General features: G+C 38.4%; 23 protein-coding genes and 1 tRNA gene. 7 read left to right on the top strand and 17 right to left on the bottom strand.

Going from position 1 to position 26,694, the window contains the following annotated elements:
* The 3 genes from T429_RS0107115 to T429_RS0107105 all read left to right on the top strand — a co-directional run.
* Window positions 1-311, top strand: a 311-nt coding sequence (locus tag T429_RS0107115; protein WP_026500930.1) for a YqaJ viral recombinase family protein, incomplete at its 5' end; no start/stop codon positions are given.
* A 69-nt stretch (window positions 312-380) separates the two neighbouring features.
* Window positions 381-845: a DUF488 domain-containing protein gene (locus T429_RS0107110; protein ID WP_005773348.1), complete on the top strand. Its 465-nt coding sequence runs from the start codon at window positions 381-383 to the stop codon at window positions 843-845.
* Window positions 846-946: 101 nt separating this feature from the next.
* Window positions 947-1,222, top strand: a complete 276-nt coding sequence (locus T429_RS0107105; protein ID WP_005775060.1) for a helix-turn-helix transcriptional regulator — start codon at window positions 947-949, stop codon at window positions 1,220-1,222.
* Between the two features lie 3 nt (window positions 1,223-1,225).
* Here T429_RS0107105 and T429_RS0107100 read toward each other — a convergent pair whose 3' ends face one another.
* Both T429_RS0107100 and T429_RS0107095 read right to left on the bottom strand, forming a co-directional pair.
* Window positions 1,226-2,398 carry a tyrosine-type recombinase/integrase gene (locus T429_RS0107100; protein WP_005775059.1) on the bottom strand — a complete coding sequence of 391 codons (1,173 nt, stop codon included), beginning with the start codon at window positions 2,396-2,398 and terminating at the stop codon, window positions 1,226-1,228.
* 161 nt (window positions 2,399-2,559) lie between these two features.
* A tRNA-Leu gene (locus T429_RS0107095) sits at window positions 2,560-2,642 on the bottom strand.
* A gap of 169 nt (window positions 2,643-2,811) precedes the next feature.
* On the opposite strand from T429_RS0107095, the gene trmFO reads away from it, so the two are divergent.
* Window positions 2,812-4,224, top strand: a complete 1,413-nt coding sequence (gene trmFO, locus T429_RS0107090; RefSeq protein WP_005773672.1) for a methylenetetrahydrofolate--tRNA-(uracil(54)-C(5))-methyltransferase (FADH(2)-oxidizing) TrmFO — start codon at window positions 2,812-2,814, stop codon at window positions 4,222-4,224.
* A gap of 1,143 nt (window positions 4,225-5,367) precedes the next feature.
* Here the strand turns inward: trmFO and T429_RS0107085 are convergent.
* The 8 genes from T429_RS0107085 to T429_RS0107050 all read right to left on the bottom strand — a co-directional run bounded on the left by T429_RS0107085 (window position 5,368) and on the right by T429_RS0107050 (window position 16,555).
* Window positions 5,368-5,646 carry an HU family DNA-binding protein gene (locus T429_RS0107085; RefSeq protein ID WP_005773674.1) on the bottom strand — a complete coding sequence of 93 codons (279 nt, stop codon included), beginning with the start codon at window positions 5,644-5,646 and terminating at the stop codon, window positions 5,368-5,370.
* A 232-nt stretch (window positions 5,647-5,878) separates the two neighbouring features.
* Window positions 5,879-8,305, bottom strand: coding sequence for an endopeptidase La (lon, locus tag T429_RS0107080; protein WP_005775057.1), 2,427 nt, complete (start codon window positions 8,303-8,305; stop codon window positions 5,879-5,881).
* A 184-nt stretch (window positions 8,306-8,489) separates the two neighbouring features.
* Window positions 8,490-9,764 carry an ATP-dependent Clp protease ATP-binding subunit ClpX gene (clpX, locus tag T429_RS0107075; RefSeq protein WP_005775056.1) on the bottom strand — a complete coding sequence of 425 codons (1,275 nt, stop codon included), beginning with the start codon at window positions 9,762-9,764 and terminating at the stop codon, window positions 8,490-8,492.
* Between the two features lie 185 nt (window positions 9,765-9,949).
* Window positions 9,950-10,582, bottom strand: coding sequence for an ATP-dependent Clp endopeptidase proteolytic subunit ClpP (clpP, locus tag T429_RS0107070; RefSeq protein WP_005773677.1), 633 nt, complete (start codon window positions 10,580-10,582; stop codon window positions 9,950-9,952).
* A gap of 147 nt (window positions 10,583-10,729) precedes the next feature.
* A complete protein-coding gene (locus tag T429_RS0107065; protein ID WP_005773679.1) occupies window positions 10,730-11,539 on the bottom strand; it encodes a glycosyltransferase family 32 protein in 810 nt (269 codons plus the stop codon).
* Window positions 11,540-11,549: 10 nt separating this feature from the next.
* The gene (gene trkA / locus T429_RS0107060) at window positions 11,550-12,926 is read right to left on the bottom strand and encodes a Trk system potassium transporter TrkA (protein WP_005775055.1); all 1,377 of its coding nucleotides are present in this window, start codon (window positions 12,924-12,926) and stop codon (window positions 11,550-11,552) included.
* Window positions 12,927-12,930: 4 nt separating this feature from the next.
* Window positions 12,931-14,289 (bottom strand): nitrogen assimilation response regulator NtrX, encoded by a 1,359-nt coding sequence (gene ntrX / locus T429_RS0107055; RefSeq protein ID WP_005773681.1) that lies wholly within the window; start codon window positions 14,287-14,289, stop codon window positions 12,931-12,933.
* A 1-nt stretch (window position 14,290) separates the two neighbouring features.
* On the bottom strand, window positions 14,291-16,555 hold the full coding sequence (locus T429_RS0107050) for a sensor histidine kinase NtrY-like (RefSeq protein WP_026500929.1): 2,265 nt from the start codon (window positions 16,553-16,555) through the stop codon (window positions 14,291-14,293).
* 169 nt (window positions 16,556-16,724) lie between these two features.
* On the opposite strand from T429_RS0107050, the gene rirA reads away from it, so the two are divergent.
* From rirA to T429_RS0107035, 3 genes are read left to right on the top strand one after another with little or no spacing between them, the layout of a single operon-like run.
* Window positions 16,725-17,156 carry an iron-responsive transcriptional regulator RirA gene (gene rirA, locus T429_RS0107045; protein WP_005773683.1) on the top strand — a complete coding sequence of 144 codons (432 nt, stop codon included), beginning with the start codon at window positions 16,725-16,727 and terminating at the stop codon, window positions 17,154-17,156.
* Between the two features lie 32 nt (window positions 17,157-17,188).
* Window positions 17,189-18,379, top strand: coding sequence for a bifunctional 2-C-methyl-D-erythritol 4-phosphate cytidylyltransferase/2-C-methyl-D-erythritol 2,4-cyclodiphosphate synthase (locus tag T429_RS0107040; RefSeq protein WP_180376396.1), 1,191 nt, complete (start codon window positions 17,189-17,191; stop codon window positions 18,377-18,379).
* A complete protein-coding gene (locus tag T429_RS0107035) occupies window positions 18,376-18,864 on the top strand; it encodes a CinA family protein (RefSeq protein WP_005773685.1) in 489 nt (162 codons plus the stop codon). The genes T429_RS0107040 and T429_RS0107035 overlap by 4 nt, the downstream gene beginning before the upstream one ends.
* Window positions 18,865-19,229: 365 nt before the next feature.
* Here the strand turns inward: T429_RS0107035 and T429_RS0107030 are convergent, their stop codons facing one another.
* From T429_RS0107030 to T429_RS0107000, 7 genes are all read right to left on the bottom strand, one after another.
* Complete coding sequence (locus tag T429_RS0107030; protein WP_005775054.1) at window positions 19,230-19,691, bottom strand: type II toxin-antitoxin system RatA family toxin; 462 nt, start codon at window positions 19,689-19,691, stop codon at window positions 19,230-19,232.
* 2 nt (window positions 19,692-19,693) lie between these two features.
* Window positions 19,694-20,656, bottom strand: a complete 963-nt coding sequence (lipA, locus tag T429_RS0107025; RefSeq protein WP_005775053.1) for a lipoyl synthase — start codon at window positions 20,654-20,656, stop codon at window positions 19,694-19,696.
* Between the two features lie 68 nt (window positions 20,657-20,724).
* Complete coding sequence (gene lpdA, locus T429_RS0107020; RefSeq protein ID WP_005775052.1) at window positions 20,725-22,185, bottom strand: dihydrolipoyl dehydrogenase; 1,461 nt, start codon at window positions 22,183-22,185, stop codon at window positions 20,725-20,727.
* Window positions 22,186-22,400: 215 nt separating this feature from the next.
* On the bottom strand, window positions 22,401-23,744 hold the full coding sequence (locus T429_RS0107015) for a pyruvate dehydrogenase complex dihydrolipoamide acetyltransferase (protein ID WP_005773690.1): 1,344 nt from the start codon (window positions 23,742-23,744) through the stop codon (window positions 22,401-22,403).
* Window positions 23,745-23,758: 14 nt separating this feature from the next.
* Entirely contained in the window at window positions 23,759-25,123 is a 1,365-nt protein-coding gene (locus tag T429_RS0107010; RefSeq protein WP_005773691.1) for a pyruvate dehydrogenase complex E1 component subunit beta, read from the bottom strand.
* Between the two features lie 16 nt (window positions 25,124-25,139).
* On the bottom strand, window positions 25,140-26,180 hold the full coding sequence (gene pdhA, locus T429_RS0107005; RefSeq protein WP_005773692.1) for a pyruvate dehydrogenase (acetyl-transferring) E1 component subunit alpha: 1,041 nt from the start codon (window positions 26,178-26,180) through the stop codon (window positions 25,140-25,142).
* A gap of 135 nt (window positions 26,181-26,315) precedes the next feature.
* A complete protein-coding gene (locus T429_RS0107000; protein WP_005773693.1) occupies window positions 26,316-26,627 on the bottom strand; it encodes an FtsB family cell division protein in 312 nt (103 codons plus the stop codon).
* Window positions 26,628-26,694 lie beyond the last annotated feature (67 nt).

The following is a 26,694-nucleotide window of genomic DNA, read 5'->3' as shown; positions in this document are numbered from 1 at the left end:
TGATTGATGAAGATGGTCTAATCGAAATCAAATGCCCTAGATCAACTAATCATATGCGTTTCATTATCGATAACGAAATCAAACCTGAATATCTTGCACAAATGCAATTCCAAATGGCTTGTACAGAGCGCAAATGGTGTGATTTTATCAGTTATGACCCACGTTTTACGGGCGATTCATCTCTCTTTCGTATGAAAATCAAACGCATCCACCGTGATGAAAAGAAAATTGAAGAGATTAATCAAGCGGTTGAAAGCTTTTTAGCAGAAATAGAACGAGAGATACAAAGAATCTCAACTAAAGCCGCCTGAACTTTTGGGGGGCTTTGTTCTAGGTTCCAGCATATTTTCTAGCCCCCCACCCATATAAGGAAATTAAACATGTGTAATACCAAAGATGAGAAGCCTTGTTTTTTTACCATTGGTTATGAAGGAAAATCATTAGACCATTATCTGAATTGTCTTATAGAAAATAATATCAAAGTTTTGTGTGATGTTCGTAAAAATCCAATAAGTAGAAAACATGGTTTTTCAAAAAGACAATTAGAGAAAGCTGTAAGCAACATTGGCATTGAATATATACACTTGCCTGAACTTGGAATCGCCTCTGAAAAAAGACGCAATCTGAAAACACGAGAAGATTATGAACATCTTTTTAAAAATTACCAAAATACAACTCTTAGGGATAATCTTCATGCAATAGAAAAATTATACCAGCTTTTTTTAGATAAAAAATATGTTGCAATTACTTGCTTTGAATCTGATGTGTGCATGTGTCATCGGGGAGAAATTACGAAGGCTCTTACACAACTAACAAATTGGAAATATGAAATTAAACACATCTAATAAATAACTTACAACTTTAAAAAATGAAGGTGTTCTATAACACCTTTGTCCCCACCCATTTGTAATTATTCTCAACACTTAGATAATAAGGAAAGTTTTAAATGAAAGAAGAAAAATTAATAGATTCAATAAAAAAAGTAAGTTTATTTGAACAAGCTTTATTATCAATGCGCATACAAAGGCTGGTCAGTATACAAGATCTCTCAATTTATCTTGGAATGTCTATAACCTCTATTAGAGAGCTTGTAAAAGCTGGAGTTTTTCCTAAACCAATACAAGAAGGACGATACTTAAAATGGGATATCGTTGAAATCGACCGCTATATTGAAAGCAAAAAAGCCGAAAGAGACTCTATAGAATTACCATCACTATCGTAATAATCAACGCCCCGTTATAAAAGACGCCCACTGTTCTAAAAGAACACGGCGCTGCTCTAAAAAATCAGTCCTCATATAAGCTTTTGTGACTGAATTCCCCACTGAATGAGACAACGTAAATTCCGCAATTTCAAATGGTGTTGACGTTGTCTCTGCTATCCAATCACGAAGACTAGATCTGAAACCGTGTGGACGATAAGTAATCCCTCTATCTTTCATAAATTTAGAAAGCGTCATATCAGATATAGGCTTTCCAGAATTTCCAACAAATAAAAATCCATTTTTTTCGATTGTTTTTGCTTTTTCAATAATAGCAAGCGCTTCATCTGTAAGCGGTACGCGAAAATCAAAAACCTTTCCAACTATTCCCTTCATATTCTCTTTAGGAATCGTCCATATGGATTGATTAATTTCCTCCAACCGTATATGCCGAATTGGCATTGAACGAACACCGGTTAAAATTAAAAGCTTTAAGGCTAAGTTTGATACAATATTATCATTTAAAGATTGATAAAAAGCCGGAACTTCTTGCCATGGCATAGCGGGAATATTTTGAACATTTTGGATAAACTTTCCTAATAAAGCTTTTGCTTTTGGTACCAATTGCATATCCACATCTATACCACGTGCTGCCGCATGTTTTACAGCAATATTCAAACGCGATAAAGCTTTGCTTGCCGTTTCATTTTTTGTTTTCCAAATAGGCGATAAGCACTCTTTTATATCAATCTGCGTCAATTCAGTAATTGCTATATCTCCAAGCTTTGGAAAAACATGCAATGTAAGAGGCGTTAACCACCTTGCGGCTGTACCTTCATTTTTCAATTCGCTTTTTTTGGCTTCAAAGGCGCTTAAAACAATTTCTCGTAAAGAAATACTATCAATCGACCGCTGTAATTTTTCATTATTCCTTTTACGAATCGGGTCAATACCTTGGTGCAAAAGATCACGGCAAGCAGTAGCTTTAAGCCTTGCTTCTTTCAACGATACAACGCTACAAGAGCCTAATCCCATTTCACGACGTTTTTTATTGAAATCGAATCGAAAAACCCAACGTCCTTGATTTTGTGCTGTTTTGATAAGCCATAGCCCAGCTCCATCTGCATATTTACCTTTAGGCAAATTTTTTACAGATAAAGCAGATAATCTATCACGTGTTCTTGTTTTCCTAGTCACTTTTCAAACCACCTTTTGAACCACCTTTTGAATCGCGCTTTTGGCGGTTTCATCAGATATCAAAATCGTATGTAAAAAACAATTAAGGAAATAATAACAATCACTTATAAATGAAATGAGATAAACAACGATATCAAGTGATATTGTAGAGAATCTATAAGTGGTGCGGATGGAGGGACTCGAACCCCCACGGTCTCCCGCCAGAACCTAAATCTGGTGCGTCTACCAATTTCGCCACATCCGCTCAAACTTAGAAAGCTAATAACCTTATACAAGCGGCGTTTCTATACCATTAATTATAGAAAAAAAGCAAACAAATATATTAAAAAAAACTCAATACACCTCTTTCTTACAAAGAACAAAAACAAAATCTATGCTTTTCATACAAGGCGACTTACGTTAATAAGTCAACTATGTTAAAGACATTTGATACTCCAATTCATATTATCGGTGGCGGTCTTGCAGGGTGTGAAGCAAGCTGGCAAATCGCTCAATCAGGAATTCCTGTTATTTTGCATGAAATGCGTCCCGAAAAAAAATCAGATGCCCATAAAACCGATAAATTGGCAGAACTGGTTTGTTCAAATTCCTTTCGTTCTGATGATTCATCAACAAATGCCGTAGGACTTTTACATGCTGAAATGCGATTAGCAAAATCGTTAATTATGAAAGCAGCTGATGCCAACAAAGTCCCCGCTGGGAGTGCTCTTGCTGTTGACCGCAATGGATTTTCAAAAACCGTGACATCAGCCCTTGAAAACCATTCGCTTATAACGATCAAACGTGAGGAAGTTCAAGAGATTCCTAAAGATTGGCAACATGTTGTCATTGCAACGGGCCCCCTGACCTCGCCTGCACTTGCTCAAGAGTTACAAGCAATAACCGGTATAAAAGCCCTTTCTTTTTATGATGCTATTGCACCTATTATCCATACCGATAGTATTGATATGAATATTTGTTGGTATCAGTCTCGCTATGATAAAATTGGTCCTGAGGGAACAGGGAAAGATTATCTTAATTGTCCCCTTAATAAGGAACAATATGAAGCATTCGTTGAAGCATTAAAAAATGCTGAAAAAACAGAGTTTCGTGATTTTGAAAAAACACCTTATTTTGATGGATGCCTCCCTATTGAAATTATGGCTGAGCGCGGACTAGAAACTTTAAGACATGGACCTATGAAACCTATGGGCTTAACCAATGCCTATAATCCCACCGTTAAACCCTATGCTGTCGTTCAATTACGCCAAGATAATAAACTCGGAACACTTTACAATATGGTCGGTTTTCAAACAAAATTGAAATATGGTGAACAAGTTCGCATTTTTAGAATGATTCCCGGTCTTGAAAAAGCAGAATTTGCACGTCTTGGTGGTCTTCACCGCAATACCTATCTCAACTCTCCAATCATTCTTGATCAAACCCTTCGTTTAAAACAAAAAAAACAACTACGCTTTGCAGGGCAAATTACCGGATGTGAAGGTTATGTAGAATCAGCCGCTATAGGGCTTCTTGCTGGGCGTTTTTCTGCTGCCGAATATCATCACAACTGTCCTTGCCTCCCCCCACTAACCACGGCATTCGGAGCTCTTTTGAATCATATTACGGGGGGCCATATTATAGATGAAGAAGCAGAAAGACCGTCTTTTCAACCAATGAATATCAATTTTGGACTCTTTCCCCCTATTGCGTCTCTTAAAAACTCAGGAAAACGCTTGCCAAGTAAAGAAAAAAAATTAGCAAAAAAACAAGTTATAACAGCAAGGGCTCTCAATGATTGTATTCAGTGGTTAATGGATGAAAAATCAAAAAGCTCCTGTTTATAAAAAACACACGATTCGTCATTCATCCCATCTACTGAAAAATCTCTATAACTGTCGTGAAAAATCATTCTAAAGCCTTGTTAAAAATACTCTCTCAATCAATATAGGCTGCTTTACACTTCATCATTTATTTAATAATGTAGGAGTAAAATATTTTGTGTCTATAGAAAAAACTTTATTCTCATACACAGTTTAATATATTATCAACGATAAAAATGAAATAACAAGTAAACATATTATAAGAAACAATTAAATAATAATTTAATTTTTATTACTATTAATATTTTATACTCTATATATTATTTAATCATAAGATTTTTTAATTACTTAATATTTATAATAGTATCTTATTTTTAATTTTTGTATTATGAAGAAAAAATATTCTCTTGCATATCAGAAGTGAAATAAAGATATAAACCTAAAATATTTAAAACAGAACTGAATATATCTCTTCTATCTCAAATGCCACGAAAAATCACAATATTGAAATGACGAAGCCGCTTTATAACGTTACAATGCATTCATTCATCATAACAATTTATTGTCTTTCTATAGTGAATGAGAAACTTAAATATCGTAAAATTCTTTTATTTCAGACTTTATTATAGTCAATCAATAAAGGTGATTTGCTTAGTCAGTTAAGTACTGGCGCACACAAGCGAAGTTAGTGTTGTAAGTTAAGAGAATTATTAAAAAAGGAATAAAACTGTCCTTTATGCGCCTGCCTCACATGCCGCGAGCTGATCGAACCATTATAAAACTAAGAAAATAATATGATGGCGTTAATATGCACTTCTATCAAGCAAAAAAGGTGGTTTAGTAGGCTTTATACATTTTAGAGCATTTTTTTGTCTTATATTTATAAGTACTGTTTCTGAATAAAAGCTTTAGCCCTTCCACATAAAAAAAGCTAACGTCATATTTTATAAGCTATGTAATGACTTATTATTAAAGTGGAATATTTATTGAAATGGCTAAAAATATATATTTCACGCCTAGGGCATTTTATGTAATTTATGAAATGAGAAAAATGATACAAAGAATCAAAATTTTTATATGAAAAACGTGTATAATATCCCTGTCTAAAAAAATATCTGTAAAAAAACCCGCTTATAAATAAATCGGGTTTTTTTAATGTTGTTTAAATTATTTTTTATTAACTGCTTCTTTAAGGCTTTTTCCTGCAGAAAATTTTGGTACAGAACGTGCTGGGATATCAATTTCAGCGCCAGTTGAAGGATTACGCCCCTTTGTCGCAGCACGATGAGAAACTTCAAAAGTGCCAAAACCTGGAAGACGCACATCCCCCCCTGAAGCTAAAGCTTCTGTTACAGAAGCCATAAAAGCATCAACAACAGCACCAGCTTGCACTTTCGAAACACCTGCCTTTTCAGCAACGGAACTAACCAATTCACTTTTATTCATGAGATATTTCCTTTCCCTATATTAGCTGACAACATGAGTTAATCATGTTATTGGTCAGTTTATTGAAAAGTACAGCAAACAGAAGTCTTATTTTTATCCAATACATTGTTTTTTTAGCAATAATCACAGTTATTCACGGAATTTTTCACTTTTTTTCAATAAAAAACAAAATAATAACCGTCACATCACCTTCTACACCTAAAAAAATGCTGTTATAAGTGAAATGAGTGAATCAGTGCGCAATCTGTATTCCTTCACTATCGCTGTTCTCTGAACAGATAGGAACAGCCACTGTAGAAGGTTCTTTCCATTCAATAGTGTCAGGAAAACGAACTAAAGCGTGTTTCAAAACTTCACTCACATGATTTACCGGAATAATTTCCATGTTATTTTTGACATCGTCAGGAATATCAACCAGATCTTTTGCATTTTCTTCAGGAATAAGTACTTTTTTTATCCCTCCTCGAAGTGCAGCTAAGAGTTTCTCTTTTAATCCACCAATTGGTAAAACACGTCCACGTAAAGTAATTTCACCAGTCATTGCAATATCTTTATGTACAGCAATCCCTGTAAGGACCGAAACAATTGCTGTCACCATTGCAATCCCAGCAGATGGACCATCTTTTGGTGTCGCTCCCTCTGGAACATGAACATGGATATCGCGTTTTTCAAAAAGTGGAGGTTCAATCCCAAAATCAACAGCACGAGAACGCACATAAGATGCTGCCGCGGAAATAGACTCTTTCATAATATCACGCAAATTTCCAGTTACAGTCATCTTGCCTTTGCCGGGCATCATCACACCTTCAATGGTCAATAACTCTCCACCCACTTCTGTCCACGCAAGGCCTGTCACAACACCAATGTGATTTTCTCCTTCAATCTGATTATAGTGATAGCGTTTAACACCCAAGAAATCATCGAGATTATTTTCTGTAACTTTTACAGATTTTTGATGCGTTTTGAGAATTTTTGTAACAGATTTACGGGCAATTTTCATGAGTTCACGCTCAAGATTACGAACACCTGCTTCACGTGTGTAAAACTGAATAATCGATCTTAGTGCTCCATCAGAAATGCTGAGTTCTTTTTTAGACAAACAGTGGTCTTTGAGTGCTTTTGGTAAAAGATGCTGCTTAACAATTTCCATTTTTTCACATTCAGTATAACCAGCAATACGAATAATTTCCATTCGATCCATTAACGGACCTGGAATATTAAGCGTATTCGCAGTTGTGATAAACATGACATCAGAAAGATCATATTCAACTTCCAAATAGTGGTCGATGAATGTACCATTTTGTTCAGGATCAAGAACCTCTAATAAAGCAGAGGAAGGATCTCCACGAAAATCTTGTCCCATTTTATCAATTTCATCAAGCAAGAAAAGCGGATTAGATTTTTTTGCTTTTTTCATAGATTGAATAATTTTTCCAGGCATCGAACCAATATATGTTCGGCGATGTCCGCGAATTTCTGCTTCATCCCGCACACCTCCCAACGAGATACGAACATATTCACGCCCTGTTGCCTTTGCAATAGAGCGCGCTAATGATGTTTTTCCAACACCAGGAGGACCTAACAAACAAATAATGGGACCTTTTATCTTTGACGCACGACTTTGTACAGCCAAATACTCAATAATTCGTTCCTTAACTTTTTCAAGACCGAAATGTTCATTATTCATGATCTTTTCAGCAAAATCTAAATTGTTTTTAATCTTAGATTTTTTACCCCAAGGCATTGCTAATAACCAATCAAGATAGTTACGGACAACTGTCGCTTCCGCGGACATAGGAGACATATTCCGTAATTTTCTCAATTCTGCTCCAGCTTTTTCCTGTGCTTCCTTGGAAAGTTTTGTACTCTTAATACGGTCTTCTAGTTCAGAAAGCTCATCGCGGTTATCATCTCCTGCTCCTAACTCTTTTTGAATAGCTTTCATTTGCTCATTGAGATAATATTCCCGTTGGTTTTTTTCCATTTGCCGTTTAACGTGCGAACGAATACGTTTTTCAACCTGCAAAACAGAAATTTCTCCTTCCATGAAAGACAGAACACGTTCAAGACGGGCTCGTACAGGTAAGAGCTCTAATATTTCTTGCTTTTCTGCAAGTTTAATCATCAAATGAGAGGCAATCGTATCCGCAAGCTTAGATGGATTATCAATCTGCCCTCTTGCATTGACCACTTCAGGAGAGATTTTTTTGTTAAGCTTTACATAGTTTTCAAAATAAGCATTCACGGACCTTGAAAGAGCTTCAATCTCAACATCACCTTCTCTAGGCTCTTCTGTAACAGCTGCAAAAGCCTGATGATAACCATCACTTAAAGTAAATTGACTAATTTTTGCACGCGCAGTCCCTTCAACCAAAACCTTTACAGTGCCATCAGGAAGCTTTAAAAGTTGGAGAATATTTGCAAATGTACCAATATGATAAATATCCTCTGATTTTGGATCATCATCAGAAGCGTTTTTTTGTGTCACCAAGAGTATTTGCTTATCAACCGCCATCGTTTCTTCAAGAGCACGAATTGATTTTTCGCGGCCCACAAAGAGTGGAACAATCATATGGGGGAAGACAACAATATCACGAAGAGGTAAAACAGCATAAACCCCATCTCTTAACTCATCTGTCTTTTCATCAATATATTGCATAACTCTCCTTTCTGGAGCCTATGAGCTATCTATAACACCAAGCCCACCCTTAGAAAACCTCAGCTCTCCACAATACATGAAATGGCAATTGCTAACACATAAATCAAGCATTATAATGATATTATTAGAAATGCCTATTAAACACCGTTCGTTACCCACTTTTTATATTGTATATCGCACAATGTCATGCTGATACATTTTCTTTATCTTCTGTACGTTCTGAGTAAATATAAAGAGGACGCGCTTTCCCATCGACAACATCGCTCGAAATAACCACTTCTTGAACCCCTTCAAGAGCCGGTAATTCAAACATCGTCTCAAGAAGTATCTTCTCCATAATAGAACGTAAACCACGTGCACCCGTTTTACGTTCAATAGCCTTCTTCGCAATAGCGCGTAAAGCATCTTCGTGAAATGCTAACTCAACATTTTCCATTTCAAAAAGACGCTGATATTGCTTTACCAATGCATTTTTAGGTTGTGATAAAATTTGTACGAGAGCGTTAATGTCTAAATCCTCTAAGGTAGCCACTATAGGAAGACGCCCAATAAATTCTGGTATTAAACCAAACTTTATAAGATCTTCAGGCTCTAAATCACGAAAAATTTCACCAACACAACGTTCATCAGGAGCCTTAACAGTCGCAGAAAAACCAATAGAAGTTTTTTCACCACGCCCTGAAATAATCCGCTCTAAACCTGCAAAAGCTCCTCCACAAATGAATAAAATGTTTGTGGTATCAACCTGAAGAAACTCTTGTTGCGGATGTTTACGTCCACCTTGTGGAGGAACGGAAGCAATCGTTCCTTCCATAATTTTTAGCAATGCTTGCTGAACCCCTTCTCCAGAAACATCTCTTGTAATAGAAGGATTATCAGCCTTACGAGAAATCTTATCAACCTCATCAATATAAACAATACCACGCTGTGCACGCTCAACATTATAATCCGCCGCTTGAAGAAGCTTTAAAATAATATTCTCAACATCTTCACCCACATAACCTGCTTCAGTCAAAGTGGTCGCATCCGCCATCGTAAAAGGGACATCAATAATACGTGCTAATGTTTGTGCGAGATAAGTTTTACCGCAGCCCGTTGGACCAACAAGAAGAATATTTGATTTAGCCAACTCAATATCACTTCTTTTAGACTGATGCGCCAACCGTTTATAATGATTATGAACTGCGACAGAAAGAACACGCTTTGCATGCTGCTGACCAATAACATAATCATCAAGAACGGATATAATTTCCTGTGGAGTAGGGACTCCATCACGCACCTTAACACCAGAAGACTTATTTTCTTCCCGAATAATATCCATGCAAAGCTCTACACATTCATCACAGATAAATACAGTAGGCCCCGCAATGAGCTTACGCACCTCATGCTGACTCTTGCCGCAGAACGAGCAATAGAGAGTATTTTTTGATTCGTTCCCGCTATTGCTAATTTTGCTCATTTTTCTTTCCTTTCACCACGATATATGAATACTTCGCCTTTTCAAAGGAAGCTTTTCATCATGAAAACTAAAAGACATATAGAAAACCATGGATGTCTCAATATTTTTAGGTGTTTCTCTTAACTTTTTGCGATACTTTTTACAAAACTCTTTAATTAAAATAGCTGTTTTTTCTATAAAAATTCTTAATCTTTTTCTTCTTTTTCAGTTTCTGCACGATACTGTATAACATCATCAACTAAACCAAACGCTTTTGCTTCTTCTGCTGTCATAAAATGATCGCGATCAAGCGTTCTCTCAATAACCTCGTAATCTTGACCTGTATGTTGAACATAAATTTCATTTAAACGCCGTTTCATCTTTATAATATCTTGTGCATGTCGCTCAATATCTGAAGCTTGACCTTGAAAACCACCAGATGGCTGATGCACCATAATACGCGCATTTGGCAATGTAAAACGATGACCTTTTGCTCCAGCTGTGAGCAATAATGACCCCATAGATGCCGCCTGCCCCATGCAAAGCGTAGAAACAGGAGGGCGAATAAATTGCATAGTATCATAAATAGCCATACCAGATGTCACGACCCCCCCTGGCGAATTAATATAAAGACTAATTTCTTTTTTAGGATTTTCCGCTTCCAAGAAAAGTAATTGTGCACAAACAAGCATTGCCATACCATCTTCAACAGGACCATTAATAAAAATAATCCGCTCCTTTAAAAGACGGGAAAAAATATCATAAGCCCGTTCACCACGATTGGTTTGCTCAATAACCATAGGAACAAGGCTTAATGCTGTTTTCATTGGATCACTCATATTTTTACTTTCCTTGTCATATAACAATCGCTTTTTACACATTCAATATTTTTATCCATAGGCTAATATTACTCTCTTGTGCAAGCGACAATCAAGAGCCCTTTAGGATAGATTAAAATCCCAATGGTTAAAATAGCGATAATAACTCTACCTAAACAAATTATGAGCTTCAGGAATGCGGGAAACCGCCCAATGATAAAAACTTCCTTCCTGAGGTCTTTGCGTGGTCTTGGTCTTTCTGTGAATATGAAATCCTATCAAGCGTGAATCTGTAAGCGGTCTTACGCCAAAAGCTGGTTCAAAGATGTGCTCAGTTTTTCGCCCAGTCCAATAATAAAAAGTTTCCTTTTCCTTTGCCTCGTGAAAAAAACCATATTGTTTTGCTAACCGTGAAATACCGTCATTGCCAAATATCGTAACGCCAAGATTTCTCGGTAAAATTGGAATTTTTTTTCTCTTTAACCAGAATGGTCTCCAAACACGACGCTTAAACCCAAGCCAATGAGGAATCATTTCTGTGCCGGCCCAATAATCTTCAAACACTTTTATGATAGGGTTATCTGGAGGAAAATAAAGGGCAGAAACGCCTACTCTTCTCTTATTTTCTCTTGCCAACCAAACCTTATTCGCATCTGGATGAAACTGTCTAACGAGATAAACATCTGTATCTAACCACACACCTTGTTGATATTTCATCAGCATAACACGAAAAAAATCCGAGAACTGAACAATTGTACATCCTAGTTTATCATCAGAAAAATGGGGGTCAAGGCGATAAATTGCTGAACGTGGTAAAATTGATTCGGCTTTATGCAACTCAACACCAGCAGGGAGATTATCTATTTCTTTATCATAACTAAAAAGCTTAACGCGCTGTCCAGTTTTGACCATTGAGGACAAACAAAGCCTATCCACCAATCTTAACTGTCCACTATACCAAAAAGTACAAATATCCATCAATAATATATCAAAAATATTCCAAACTTACGCGAAAAAGTTGTTCAACATCACGAACTCTATCAGCAAGAGCAAAAATCACTATTCTATCACCAGACAAAATACGCGTCTCTGCAGAAAGCTGTATAATTGTCTTATTACGATAAATTGCTCCAATCCTCAAACCATCTGATAAATTGAGCTCTGATAATGATTTACCAACCAATGAAGATGTTTGCATCACTTCAGCTTCGATAATTTCTGCTCGACCATTAAAAACTGAATGAACAGAACGAATACGCCCACGGCGCATTTGTTGCAAAATTTTCGATATTGTAACGCTATGGGGATTAAGATAGGCATCCACACCAACGGCGCGGCTAAACTCTTGATAAGCAACATTATTAATCAACACCATATTAGCTTTACAGCCCAATCTTTTCGCAATGATAGCACTTAAGAGATTAACCTGATCCTGATTGGTCAATGTAATCATTAAATCGGCCTGATCAATTCCCGCATCTTGAAGAATGACTGGATCTAATACGTTACCATATAAAACAGTTGTTTTTTCAAGCTGATCAGCAATTGTGAGAGCTCTTTCTCTTTGCGATTCTATAATCTTTAATTTTAATTTATGGAGACGCTTTTCAATCGCCTGAGCAACATAAAGGCCAATGTGCCCGCCTCCTGCAATAATCATGCGGTGGGCGTCTTGTTCTTTATGACCAAAAAGCCCAACAGCACGACGCATCTGCTCACGAGCAACAACAAGATAGGTTATATCACCAACGCGTAATTGCGTTTCTGAATGTGCAATTAATAATTCCGAGCCACGTTTAATAGCGGTCACCGTCGTGTGAAGATCTGGAAAAAGCTCTGTTAATTGACGCAAAGGTGTATTAATAACGGGACAATCTTCCATACACTCCAAAGCGAGCGCAACAATATCATCATTACAAAAATAAAGAACATCTATTGCACCAGGCAGAGCAATACGACGTAAAACCATTTCCCCGACTTCAACTTCTGGCGAAATAACCACATCAATGGGAATATTCTCTCTGGAAAAAAGCGTCTTATAGCGGGGTTCTAAATAGGATTGTGAGCGAATACGAGCAATTTTTGTGGGAACATCAAATAATGAATGGGCGACCTGACAAGCGACCATATTCACTTCATCAAACAAAGTGACAGCAATCAACATATCAGCCTTGTCTGCATCTGCAGCCAAAAGAACTTCAGGACGAGAACCGTGACCAACAAAACATCTCACATCCAATGTATCGCGAATTTTTTCAATTAACCTGGTCTCAATATCAATAACAGTAACATCGTGATTTTCAGCAGCAAGACGCTCTGCTATTCCATAACCAACCTGTCCTGCACCGCAAATAATAACACGCATTGTTTTAAGAAACTCCAAGTGCTTTTAGCTTACGGTGTAAAGCGGAACGCTCCATACCTATAAATTCAGCGGTACGTGATATGTTTCCACCCAAACGCCCAATCTGCGCTACTAAGTATCTCTTTTCAAACAATTCTCGTGCTTCACGCAATGGTAAATCCATGATACTTTCATCCGAATCCATTTGAAGACGTGGCAAAGGATCACTCACTTCACTAGGAAGAAAGTCCGCTGTTATAGGACCATCACCATCCCGCACAAGAATAAGAAGACGCTCAATATTATTGCGTAATTGCCGTACATTACCCGGCCAAGCATGTGTTTGCAAAATAGCGATCACATCATCACTGATTTCACGTGGCTTAATTCCAACCTGCTGTGATATTGTTTTTACAAAATAATGCACAAGTTCTGGAATATCTTCACGACGGGCTGAAAGAGGCGGAACAGTGATAGGAACAACAGAAAGGCGGTGGAAAAGATCTTCTCTAAAGCGCCCGTCAGAAATAAGATTTTCAAGATTTTGCGCTGTTGAAGAAATGATACGAACATCCACCTTAACACGTTTTGTACCACCAACTCTCTCAAATGCCTGCCCCGTTAACACCCGCAGAATCTTACCTTGAGTTTCACGCGGCATATCAGCAATTTCATCAAGATAGAGTATCCCACCATGGGCTTCCTCTAAAGCACCGATCTTGCGCTCTCTTCCCTCCATTTCGCTGCCAAACAACTCTATTTCCATTCTGTCCGGCGTAATCGTTGCTGCATTTATTGTAACAAATGGCCCATTCGAACGTGTTGAGAGCGCATGAATCGTTCGGGCGACTGTCTCTTTTCCAGCCCCTGAAGGACCTGTTATCATGATTCGACTATTGGTTGGCGCTACTTTTTCTATGATGTGACGCAAATTTCTTATAACGGTTGATTTTCCCAGCAGCTCCAATGTCTCATTTGAACGTTTTCGCAACTCTGAAAGCTCACGTTTTAAATTTGAGTTTTCAAGTGTTCTTTCTGCAACCAATACAAGTCTATCAGCTTTAAAAGGTTTTTCAATGAAATCATAGGCCCCACGCTTTATAGCTGAAACAGCCGTCTCAATATTACCATGACCAGAGATCATAACCACCGGAAGAGCTGGATATTGTGTTTTAATTTCATCAAGCAGTGCTAAACCATCGAGGCGACTCCCCTGTAACCAAATATCTAAAAAAATGAGCTTTGGAATACGCTCACTAATTTGCGCTAAAGCTTCATCAGAGTTACAAGCAACACGCGTTTCATAACCTTCATCATCTAAAATACCAGCAACAAGCTCACGAATATCTGCTTCATCATCAACAATCAAGATATCTGATACCATACTATTCCCCTATCTTATGATTTATGGCTTGTATAACACTACCCTGCTTCCCTCCATCTGAGGGAAATATCAAACGGATCATCGCACCACGACCTTCATAAAAACTCTCCGGTGCATCATGGAGCTCCATGGAGCCTCCGTGATCTTCAACAACTTTGCGCACAATGGCTAGGCCTAGTCCTGTTCCTTTCTCCCGTGTTGTTATATAGGGTTCTAATAACTTTTGTCTTTGCTCTTTAGGAAGTCCTTTCCCGTTATCAACAACATCCACAACCACCCATTCTTCTTGCCGGTAAGAACGGACAAGAATATGACCGTGAATATTTTCCTCTCGCATGACCGAATCAATGGATTCGCTCGCATTTTTGATAACGTTGCAAAAAGCCTGGACAATAAGACGATTATCAAATGCACCCATAAGAGGGAGATTTCCTAAGTCTTGCTCAAATTGAATATCATGTCGCGTCACTTCTATCAAGAAACATGCTTCACGCAATAATTCACGTATATCTAAAACATGCATTTGTGGTTTTGGCATACGTGCAAAAGAAGAAAACTCATCAACCATACGCCCAATATCTCCAACTTGGCGAATGATTGTGTCAATACACCGCTCAAAAACCTCTCTATCTTGTATAATAACTTTGTTATAACGTTTGCGAATACGTTCAGCCGATAACTGAATAGGTGTGAGGGGATTTTTAATTTCGTGTGCAATCCGTCGTGCAATATCCGCCCACGCCGCTGTCCGTTGCGCTGCAACGAGGTCTGTAATATCATCAATTGTTAGCACCCAAGATTGTCCCTGTCCATCATCTTCTTCCATCGTAACTTGGACATTACAGACCCGCTCTTTTCCTGCAACGTTTAAAGTGACCTGCTCACGATGATTTTTACGGCCCAATGAACGCGCAAACTGAAAAACCTGCCAAATTTCAGCACTTAAAGATAAAAGACTTTGTCCAACAACCTGTTCAAAGCGAATATCAAACATCGTTTCAATAGATCGATTGATAATTGTAATATCACCATTATCATCGATACCTGCGACTCCCGCTGTTACACCCGATAACACAGCTTCAGAAAAACGCCGTCTCTCGTCAATTTGATCACGCACTGCAATCAACTCATTGCGCCGACTTTTCAATTCACTGACCATGTAATTAAAAGTTTTGGATAATTGCCCAATATCCCCATCTTTTGCTCGCACTGGCACAAAAATCTCCATATTCCCAGACGCAACATCATCAGCAGCACTAATGAGAAGACGAATAGGACGAACTAAGCGATCAGCAACAGCAATAGCTGCCCAAATAGCAGATAAGAATAAACTAAAAAAAAGACATAAATAAAGCATACCAAATGCAATTTGTGTCAACAGGCGATTTTCATTTAAATCACGGTAACGATCTGTATTAACTTCTGTCAAACGCAAAGCCGATAAAACACCTTTATCAACGTCACGCACCAAATATAAAAATGTGTTTGGAATATTGTTAAATTTTAAAATAATACCAAAATAATCGTGAACGCCTGGTTGAAAAGAAAAAGGCCTCGCACTGGTTGCACGCTCGATAAGGTGCGAAGGAGGAATTGGGAGTTTATCCTCATCCCCAAGAGCACTTGATACAAAAATCGTTCCGCTAGAACTTAACAAAAATGCACCACGCAAATTGCGTCCTAAAGCATGACGCGTTAATTGCATTCGATATTCAGCCGGATTACGCTCTAAAAGTTTTTTGTTATCAAGAGCAAATGCCATCGCGTAGGATAAATTTTTTAAATTTTGAAGCATTTCATCCGCATAAGCATTTGCTAAATCAATAGAAGAACCTACAATTTGCCGCGTTGTGGTATCAAACCATCGATCAAGTCCTAAATTTAAGGCTGGACCCGATACAAGAGCGACAGCAACAGCTGGCATGGTCGCAACAAGTGCAAACAATGAAATAAGGCGCACATGAAGACGCGAGCCTGCACGCCTTGAACGCCAAGCTCGAATGATGGGAATCATCTCATAAAAAACGATGACAACAAGCCCTAAAACCCAAAAACTATTGATCCCTATAAGAATAAGGGTGACTGTTCTACTCGGAACAACAGGGGTCAATCCAATAAGAATAATAAACGAAATAGAGGCTGTAAATAAAGCCAATACAATAATTGCAATCCCTAAAAAGATATATACCTTACTTAAACGATACAACTCATCATTATAAGCATTCTTATCAAGATCTTGAGGATTCGTCACAGATGTTACATTCATCATAAGCTTACAGACCCTTATCTTATTATTCTCATATAACCTTTTGTGACAAAAATTGACAATAATAATACTCCATTTAAAATAGAGCAAATAAATATAATCACTTCTGCATTTTGCAAAATATCTTTAAAATAAACTGCGCTCAATGATACGTTACAAAGGAAATGAGATGCGATTAACAAAACAAACAAATTATGCTCTTCGAATGCTCATGTATTGTGCAGATAATCAGGGATCACTCAGTCGCGTTCCAGAAATTGCTAAAACATATGCCGTTTCAGAACTTTTTTTATTTAAAATCCTTCAACCGCTTGTTCAAGCAGGTTTTATACAAACAGTGCGTGGACGCAATGGTGGTGTTAAATTGGCTAAACCCGCAGAAGAGATTTCTGTTGCTGATGTTTTGAAAGTAACAGAAGATAACTTTTCCCTCGCAGAATGTTTTGATAATGCAGAACCCAATTGTCCATTGATTGATTTTTGTGGTTTGAATACCGCCCTTCAAAAAGCATTAAATGCTTTTTTTGAGGTGTTATCCGTGATATCTCTTGCTGATCTACAACGACCATCCTTTCACAATCATTTTAAAATGAATAAATAATAAACTAAAGTTATAATATAAGGAGATTCAGTATTTCTATTGCAGCAATCATATTAGCCGCTGGACGTGGTGAAAGAGCAGGACCTCCTCATGAAATTCCAAAACAATATCGGCTTCTAGGACAAAAGCCGATTATTTATCATACCGTACATTGTTTTTTGCAACATCCAGCGCTCACAACAATTATTCTCGTTATTCATCCAGAAGATCATCAAATCTGTGAACAAGCACTCGCCGAATTTAAAGAACGTCTCATTATCGTTGAAGGAGGCAATACACGTCAAATCTCTACCTTACATGGACTTCAGGCACTTAAAAAATTCAATCCCCAATACGTGCATATTCATGATGGTGCACGTCCCTTTATAGAAAAGAAGCTTCTTGATAACATTCATAACACACTCACACCTCAAGAAGGCGTTCTTCCTGTTCTCCCCATTTCTGATACCCTTAAACGCGTTAATCATCAGCATGTTTTAGAAACAATTCCCCGTTCCCATCTTTATCGTGCACAAACACCACAGTGTTTTCCCTTTGAACATATCTTAGCGGCCCATAAACAAGCAAAAAAAGTTTGTAAAGAAGACTTCACTGATGACTGTGCAATTGCCGAATGGTTCGGGATTCCTATGCTTACTGTTCTAGGTGATCCTCATAATATAAAAATCACATGGAATGAAGATTTTGATACCGCCCATTTATATCTCCAGAAAAAAATGCAAATGTTTCCTGATATCCGTACTGGCAATGGTTATGATGTTCATTCTTTCGAAAAAGGAGATTGTCTTATATTATGTGGTATAAAAATTCCTTTTCATAAAAAATTAAATGGACATTCCGATGCAGATGTTGCTCTTCATGCATTAACAGATGCTATTCTTGCAACTCAAGGTGCAGGAGATATTGGTACACATTTTCCTCCCTCTGATCCTCAATGGAAAAATGTATCATCAGAAATCTTTCTTCGTCATGCTCTTGATCTTGTTACACAAGCAGGTGGTCGTATTGCTAATGTGGATATCACCTTAATCGCTGAAGAACCTAAAATCGGTCCTTATCGTCAAACAATGACGGAAAATCTTATGCGCATTCTCACAATTTCATCCAATCGAATTTCCATCAAAGCAACAACGAACGAAAAGCTTGGATTTATTGGTCGTGGTGAAGGCATTGCAGCTTTGGCAACAGCGAGTATTCTTTATCCAGGAGAAATTCCCAAATGACATATTTTTGTGAAAAACAAGCGCGTGAAGTTCTTAATACCTGTCGCCAAAAGGGTTTACTTTTAACAACTGTAGAGTCTTGTACAGGAGGACTCATCGCTGCAAGCCTTACAAATATTGCAGGTTCATCAGATGTTCTCGATTGTGGATTTGTTGTCTATTCAAATGAATCCAAAACACGCCTTGTTAGCGTGTGTGCTAAACTTATAAAAACCTATGGTGCCGTTTCAAAAGAAGTTGCTCTTGCAATGGCTGAGGGCGGATTAAAACATTCACAAGCTGATATTGCGGTTTCTGTAACAGGAATTGCAGGTCCAGGAGGTGCTAGTCTGAACAAACCTGTAGGACTTGTGCATTGTGCCGTTGCTTACAAAAATCACTCCCCCCTGCACAAAGAAATGCACTTTGGTCATCTTGATCGCGAAGCTATCCGCCATGCAACTGTTGAAAATGCTTTTCAAATGATTCTGAAACGACTTCACTGAATTCCCATACCAATTTCAAAACTCTCTATTTTACATTAGAGTTCATAATCATCAATATCTTGAAAAAATAATTTATTGTCTCCCAACTTAAGAATGAAAGACCTGAATATCATTAAATCATCTCCAGTTCTTTTTTATAATGGATCAAACGAATTTGGAACGAGAGAAACCTACATAAAAATTTTAATTCAATATAAATAACACTAAATTATGATTATAAATCAATATTTTGTCTAATAATATTTGTGATGCTCTGTTTAAAAGATGTGCCCCTAAAAAAGAAAAAAATCATAAAAACGGACATCAATTTTTATCTTTACACCTTTATAAGCAATATGGCTATTGTTCAAAAATAACGGAATAGATCATGTGACCGTAGAACCATAAATCTGATGGGCGCGCTTCTCAAAAGCATCGGTAAATTTACGAAATGCAATATCAAACATGGAGCCCATCAAACGTCCGAGTATTTTACTTTTAAATTCATAATCAATAAAAAACTCTACATTACAAGTATTGGTATTTTCAATATTATGAAAGACCCAACGATTTTCAAGATATTTAAATGGCCCATCAATATAGTTAACCTCTATCAAACCTTTCTTTGGCTGAAGAAAAACTTGGGTCGTAAATGTTTCTCGAATAACCTTATAGCCAACGGTCATATCTGCAAGAAGCAATGTCTTTTCCTCACATTCCTTGCGAGAACGTATTATTAAAGCCTCACACATGGGTAAAAACTCAGGATAACGTTCAATATCTGACACAAGGTCAAACATTTCACGAGCACTATGGGCAACTTGCCGATGTGTTGAAAAAGTTGGCATCATTATCTCTGTAAGGCAAATTTTTCTTCACGCGCTTTTTGCAAAATGGCAAAATCATCTCCTGCATGATGAGATGAACGCGTCAAAGGATTGGAAGCCATATGTAAAAATCCTTTTACTTTACCAATTTTGGCAAAAGATTCAAACTCTTCAGGAGGCACAAAACGAATAACGGGATGATGTTTTCGCGTAGGTTGCAAATATTGTCCAATTGTCATAAAGTCCACATCAGCAGAGCGTAAATCATCCATCAATTGCAGAATTTCATTTCGTTCTTCCCCAAGGCCAACCATAATTCCCGATTTTGTAAAAATTGTTGGATCCAGTTCTTTAACACGTTGTAATAAACGAATTGAATGAAAATAACGTGCTCCTGGACGGACCTTTAAATATTTAGAAGGAACTGTTTCTAAATTATGATTAAAAACATCAGGCTTAGCAGCAACAACAATTTCTAAAGCACCATCCTTATGACGAAAATCAGGTGTAAGAACTTCAATTGTTGTTTTAGGTGTTTTTCGACGAATCGCATAAATAACTTTTGCAAAATGCTCAGCGCCACCATCCGCAAGATCATCACGATCAACCGATGTAATGACGACATGTTTTAATTCCATCCGCGCAACAGCATCGGCGACACGTTCTGGCTCGTTATCATCAACAGCAAGCGGAATGCCTGTTGCAACGTTACAAAAAGCACACGCACGCGTACATATCTCCCCTAAAATCATAAAGCTGGCATGCCGCCTGCTCCAACATTCGCCAATATTAGGGCAACCTGCTTCTTCACAGACAGTCACTAATTTATGGGTGCGTACAATACCATGCGTTTCCTTATAGATCGGAGATGTTGGCGCTTTTACACGAATCCAATCTGGCTTTTTCTGAACGCTTGTATCCGGACGATAAGCCTTTTCAGGATGACGCAAACGTCTATTCGTAACTCTATCAACAACCGTAACCATTTAAGCCTTTGCCTTATCAATACGAAGGAGCAATGAAAAATTTAAGATTCCTCACGCAAACCCAATCATCAAGCATTTAAAACTTGACCATAAGCATCCAATACACTTTCTTTCATCATTTCCGATAAAGTCGGATGTGGAAAGACAGTATGCATCAATTCTTCCTCTGTTGTTTCAAGATTCATGGCAATAACAAAACCCTGTATCAGTTCTGTTACCTCTGCCCCTACCATATGGGCGCCAAGAAGCTGTCCTGTTTTTTTATCAAAAATGGTTTTTACTAATCCCTGATCTTCACCCAAAGCAATCGCCTTGCCATTGGCAGAAAAAGAATAACGACCAATACGTATATCATACCCTGCTTCTTTTGCTGCTGCTTCTGAAAGTCCTACAGAAGCAACTTGCGGTGTGCAATAAGTGCACCCTGGAATTTTTTTCTTATCAAGCGGATGAACACTCTTTAAACCAGCAAGACGTTCAATACATATCACGCCTTCTTCTTCTGCTTTATGAGCTAACATAGGAGGACCAGCCACATCACCGATAGCATAAATACCTGCAACTCCTGTCCAACTCCACTCATCAGTTACAATACATCCACGATCCGTTTTTATACCCAACGCTTCTAAACCAAGATTCTCAATATTACCCTGTACCCCAACAGCGGAAATCACCCGATCAACCGTCATTGTCTCTGTTTTTCCCTCAACATCAAGATGTACCGTCACGGAATTGGAAGCTTTTTCAACCTTTGTTACTTTTGCTTGGCAAAGAATACGTAAACCTTTTTTTTCCAACTGTTTACGAACAAATGTTGAAATTTCAATATCTTCAGCGGGCATGATATGGGGCATCATTTCAACGACAGTAACCTTTGCTCCCATATCACGATAAAAGGAAGCAAACTCAATACCAATTGCTCCAGACCCTATAACCAAAAGTGATTTCGGCATTTCTGTCGGTATCATCGCTTCAAAATAAGTCCAAATGAGCTTTCCATCTGGCTCAATACCAGGAAGGAGACGAGGACGTGCACCCGTTGCAATAATGATATGCTTTGCTTGATAAGTCCCCTTCCCTAATGTTCCTTTAGGAATTGGATTTTGCGGTTGCATAACCGGTTTGGAGGACGAAGAAACTATAATTTCCGCAGGTTGGTTTGCCTTCGCTTCCTTCGTAAGCTTTGCTTCACCCCAAATAATATCAATCTTGTTTTTTTTCATTAAAAAACCAACACCAGCATTTAAACGAGCTGAAACGCCGCGTGAACGTGTCACAACATCTTTGATGCTTGCTTCAATTGAACCATTAATTTTGAGTCCATACTCTTTCGCATGTTCAGCAAAATGTTTCATTTCTGCCGAACGTAAAAGAGCCTTTGTTGGAATACACCCCCAATTTAAACAAATCCCTCCCAAGTGTTCACGCTCAACAATTGCAGTCTTAAAGCCACACTGCGCGGCACGAATTGCGGTCACATATCCGCCTGGACCTGATCCAATTACAATTACATCATAAAGATTTGCCACAGTCATTCCTCCATGGATATATATAAAATGGATATGCACTTTTAAACTTAAGATTGAAAATCAACATCATAAAATCGGCTTATGTTTTTTATTCTACGCTTCACATCAATGCGTTATCCAAACCAGAAGCAGCAATAGCATTGCTCTTCAAACTTTTTAAATTTGCTTCCACTCTCTTAACATACCCTTTCATAATTTAAGTAAAGAGCGGTCATTCAAACCAACATTGCTAATGGATTTTCAATTATCTTCTTAAAGGTCCGCGCAAGCTCTGCCGCTAAAGCACCATCGACAGCGCGATGATCAACAGAAAGTGTAACCGACATAACTGTCGCAACAGCTAATGCACCATTTTTAACAACAGCGCGTTGCTCTCCTGCACCAATCGCAAAAATCGTCGCATGGGGTGGATTAAGGATAGCAGAAAAACTTTTCACACCATACATTCCCATATTTGATACAGCTGTTGTTCCTCCCTGATATTCTTCCATTTTCAATTTGCGTTCACGCGCACGCTTTGCAAAATCCTTCATCTCTTTGGAAATAAGCGATAACGGCTTTTCCTCTGCATGGCGAATAATCGGCGTAATTAATCCATTGGGAATAGAAACAGCAACCCCAACATCACAATGTTTATGATGAAGCATTCCACCTTCAAGCCAAGAGACATTCGCATCAGGAACCGCTTTCAAAGAAAGTGCAACCGCTTTGATCACCATATCATTAACAGAAAGCTTATAAGTAGGCTTAGCTTCTTCCAGTGTCTTAACCATTGGTGCTGCAGCATTCAATTGTGTCCGCAACGCTAATAGCGCATCAAGTTCACAATCTACGGTCACATAGAAATGTGGAACTTTTTGCTTTGATTCCACCAAACGTGTGGCGATCGTTTTACGCATATTATCATGGGGTGTGAAGAGATATTCATTCTCTTTGAAGAGTTGCAATATCTGTTTGTCAGAATCACCTGCTGCAATCAGCTCGCCGATTGATGACGAATAAGAAGCTTGAGAGATATCCCCGCTCATAGCTTTTTCTACATCGCGCTTGATAATACGTCCATGGGGACCACTTCCAGAAATAAGGGATAAGTCAAGACCTGCCTGAGAAGCTAACCGCCGCGCTAAGGGAGAGGCAAAAAGACGAGCTCCCTCTTTATCTTGCTGTATTAATTGCTGAGCGGATGATTCATGAGACATTTTTATCCCCTTTGTGTCCGTCTGCTTCAGAGAATCTGCTTGTTTTTCGCCCTCTGATTCTTGTTTTATAGAAGAAGAATTCTCTTCTGCAACTTTTGCAGCTTCAGCTAAATCTTCTCCCTCTTCTGCTAAAACAACAATCAAAGAATTCACTTTAACCCCTTGTGTTCCGGCAGGAACAACAATTTTAGCAACTGTCCCCTCATCGACGGCCTCGACCTCCATCGTCGCTTTATCCGTCTCAATTTCAGCAATAACATCCCCAGAGGAAACCTTATCGCCTTCCTTAATATTCCATTTTGTTAAATTTCCCTCTTCCATCGTAGGGGAAAGCGCTGGCATTGTAATTTTAATGGGCATTGTGCTTTCCTCCGTTATGCTCTGTATGTCACAGCCTTAACGGCCTCAATAATTTCAGCAGTATCAGGCAAAGCCAACTTCTCAAGATTAGCCGCATAAGGCATTGGAACATCTTTGCCGGAAATCGTCGCAATTGGTGCATCAAGATAATCAAAAGCCTGTTGCATAACACGCGTTGCTATTTCAGTTCCTACAGATGACTGAGGAAAACCCTCTTCAATTGTTACCAAACGGCCCGTCTTTTTAACGGAAGAAAGAATTGTCGGAAGATCCATCGGACGAATGGTTCGTAAATCAATTAACTCAACGTCAATACCAAGTTTTTCAATTTCTGGTAATGCTTGAACAGCGTAATGCATACCAATCCCACAGGCAACAATCGTCACATCTTGTCCAGACTTATGAAGTCGTGCCCGCCCAATAGGCAAAATAAAATCATCAAGTTGAGGGACCTCAAATTGATGCCCGTATAAAATTTCATTTTCAAGGAAAATAACAGGATTATCATCACGAATAGCCGCTTTTAGCAAACCCTTTGCATCTGCAGCATTATAAGGCATGACAACTTTCAACCCTGGAATATGACTATACCAAGCAGCATAACATTGAGAATGTTGAGCACCAACACGAGCAGCCGCGCCATTGGGACCACGGAAAACCATAGGAGCCGTCATTTGTCCACCAGACATATAACGTGTTTTTGCTGCTGAGTTAATAATTTGATCCATTGCCTGCATGGCAAAATTAAATGTCATAAACTCAACAATGGGACGTAGACCTCCAAAAGCAGCTCCAACAGCCAGTCCAGCAAAACCATGTTCTGTAATTGGCGTATCAATAACGCGCCGTTCCCCGAATTCTTCCAACAAACCTTGGCTAACCTTATAGGCTCCTTGATATTGCGCAACTTCTTCCCCCATGAGAAAAACCTTTTCATCACGCCGCATTTCTTCGGCCAAAGCCTGATTAAGCGCTTCACGAACTGTCATTGTCACCATTTCTGTTCCCGCTGGAATATCAAAATCAGGAGGCGGTGCAAAAGTAAGAGATTGCGGAACTGATGAAGGAAGAGAAGGAGAGGACACTTCAGTTTTTTGTGCTGTATTAGTAGGATGCGAAATATCTTCAACACGCTCACCTTCTTCTAACAAAACTGCAATAACACTATTAACCTTTACACCCTCAGAACCTTCAGAAACACAAATTTTTCCAAGCGTGCCTTCATCGACAGCCTCTACTTCCATTGTCGCCTTATCCGTTTCAATTTCAGCAATAATATCGCCAGAGCTAACCTTATCACCTTCTTTCTTGAGCCATTTAGACAGCTTACCTTCTTCCATGGTTGGTGAAAGCGCCGGCATCAAAATATCAATAGACATACTTGCTTCCCTCGCATCAAACTAAAATATCCGTATAGAGCTCAGAAGCATCTGGCTCTTGATCACTTTGTGCAAAATCTGCCGCATCAGCAACAATGGCACGAACCTCTTTCTCAATAGACTTTAAATCGTCTTCGTTCGCCCAATTTTGTTTAAGAATCCGACTTTTTACTTGATCAATCGGATCGTGTTCCTCTTTTATTTTTTGAACTTCTTCTTTAGAGCGATATTTTGCTGGATCAGACATGGAATGACCACGATAGCGATAGGTCTGCATATCAAGAATGATGGGCCCTTTCCCTGAGCGAGCCCAAGAAATTGCTTCATCAGCAGCTCCTTTTACGGAGCGAACATCCATACCATCAACAACAATACCTGGAATTTCAAAAGAAAGACCGCGGCGAGAAAAATCAGTTTCTGCAGATGCCCGTGAAACGGATGTTCCCATAGCATACTGATTGTTTTCAATAATATAAACAACGGGCAACTTCCAAAGTGAAGCCATATTAAAACTTTCGTAAACCTGCCCCTGATTTGCAGCGCCATCACCAAAATAAACCAATGTCACATTATCTTTACCAAGATATTGATTCGAAAATGCCAAACCTGAACCTATGGGAACCTGCGCACCAACAATACCATGGCCACCATAAAAATTCTTTTCTTTAGAGAACATATGCATCGAGCCACCTTTGCCTTTGGAAAATCCTCCTTGGCGTCCCGTTAATTCTGCCATGACGCCCCGCGGACTCATCCCAACAGCTAACATATGGCCATGATCTCGGTAAGATGTAATAACTTGATCACCTTCTTTTGTTGCCTTTAATGTTCCAATAACAACAGCTTCCTGTCCAATATAAAGATGACAAAATCCCCCAATAAGCCCCATACCATAAAGTTGTCCTGCTTTTTCTTCAAAACGGCGAATTAAAAGCATTTCACGATAGGCATCAAGTTCTTCCTCTTTTGTAAAATCTGCTATTGGTGCTTTCTTTGTGGTGCTTGATAATGCAGTGCGCGCCACCGACGCAGAATTTTTTTTAAGTCGTTCTGCCATATTAAACTCCCTTTTATGATTATTTAGGAATAACCTTTACGAACAAAAGTTACAAGCCTTATCAAACGGCGTAAACAATATCATTGCTGATTATCGTTTAAATTAAGCGATTTTTCATTTACCTTTGGTATCATTTTAAGGCATTAAGATTGTTAATTCATTTGGCTTAGAAAAATTTAAATTCTTTCGGACATATTCATCCAACATATCCTTTTCAATATGCCCATTGCGTAAAAGAGAAATACGCTTTTCAATGAATTCACGCTCAGCTTCTATTTTATGAAGCTCATTTTCTAATTCGCTAATCTGCTGATTAACTTCACTGCGTGAATATAATCCATACTCACCATGATAAATATGGTAACTGAAATAGCTCAAAACGCCCACCGTCATAAGAGGTAGTATAAAACGCACTTTGATTGATCGACGTTTCTGCTTTGTCCACATAAAATAGCACAGTCTCTACAGCAAAAATTTCTTCATATTCTGCCTAACTATGCACGATTTTGATTAA

Source organism: Bartonella elizabethae F9251 = ATCC 49927, from assembly GCF_000518165.1.
Taxonomy (GTDB): domain Bacteria; phylum Pseudomonadota; class Alphaproteobacteria; order Rhizobiales; family Rhizobiaceae; genus Bartonella; species Bartonella elizabethae.
The sequence above is the reverse complement of the archived record's forward strand: the minus strand, read 5'-3'. Positions and strand labels throughout refer to the sequence as shown.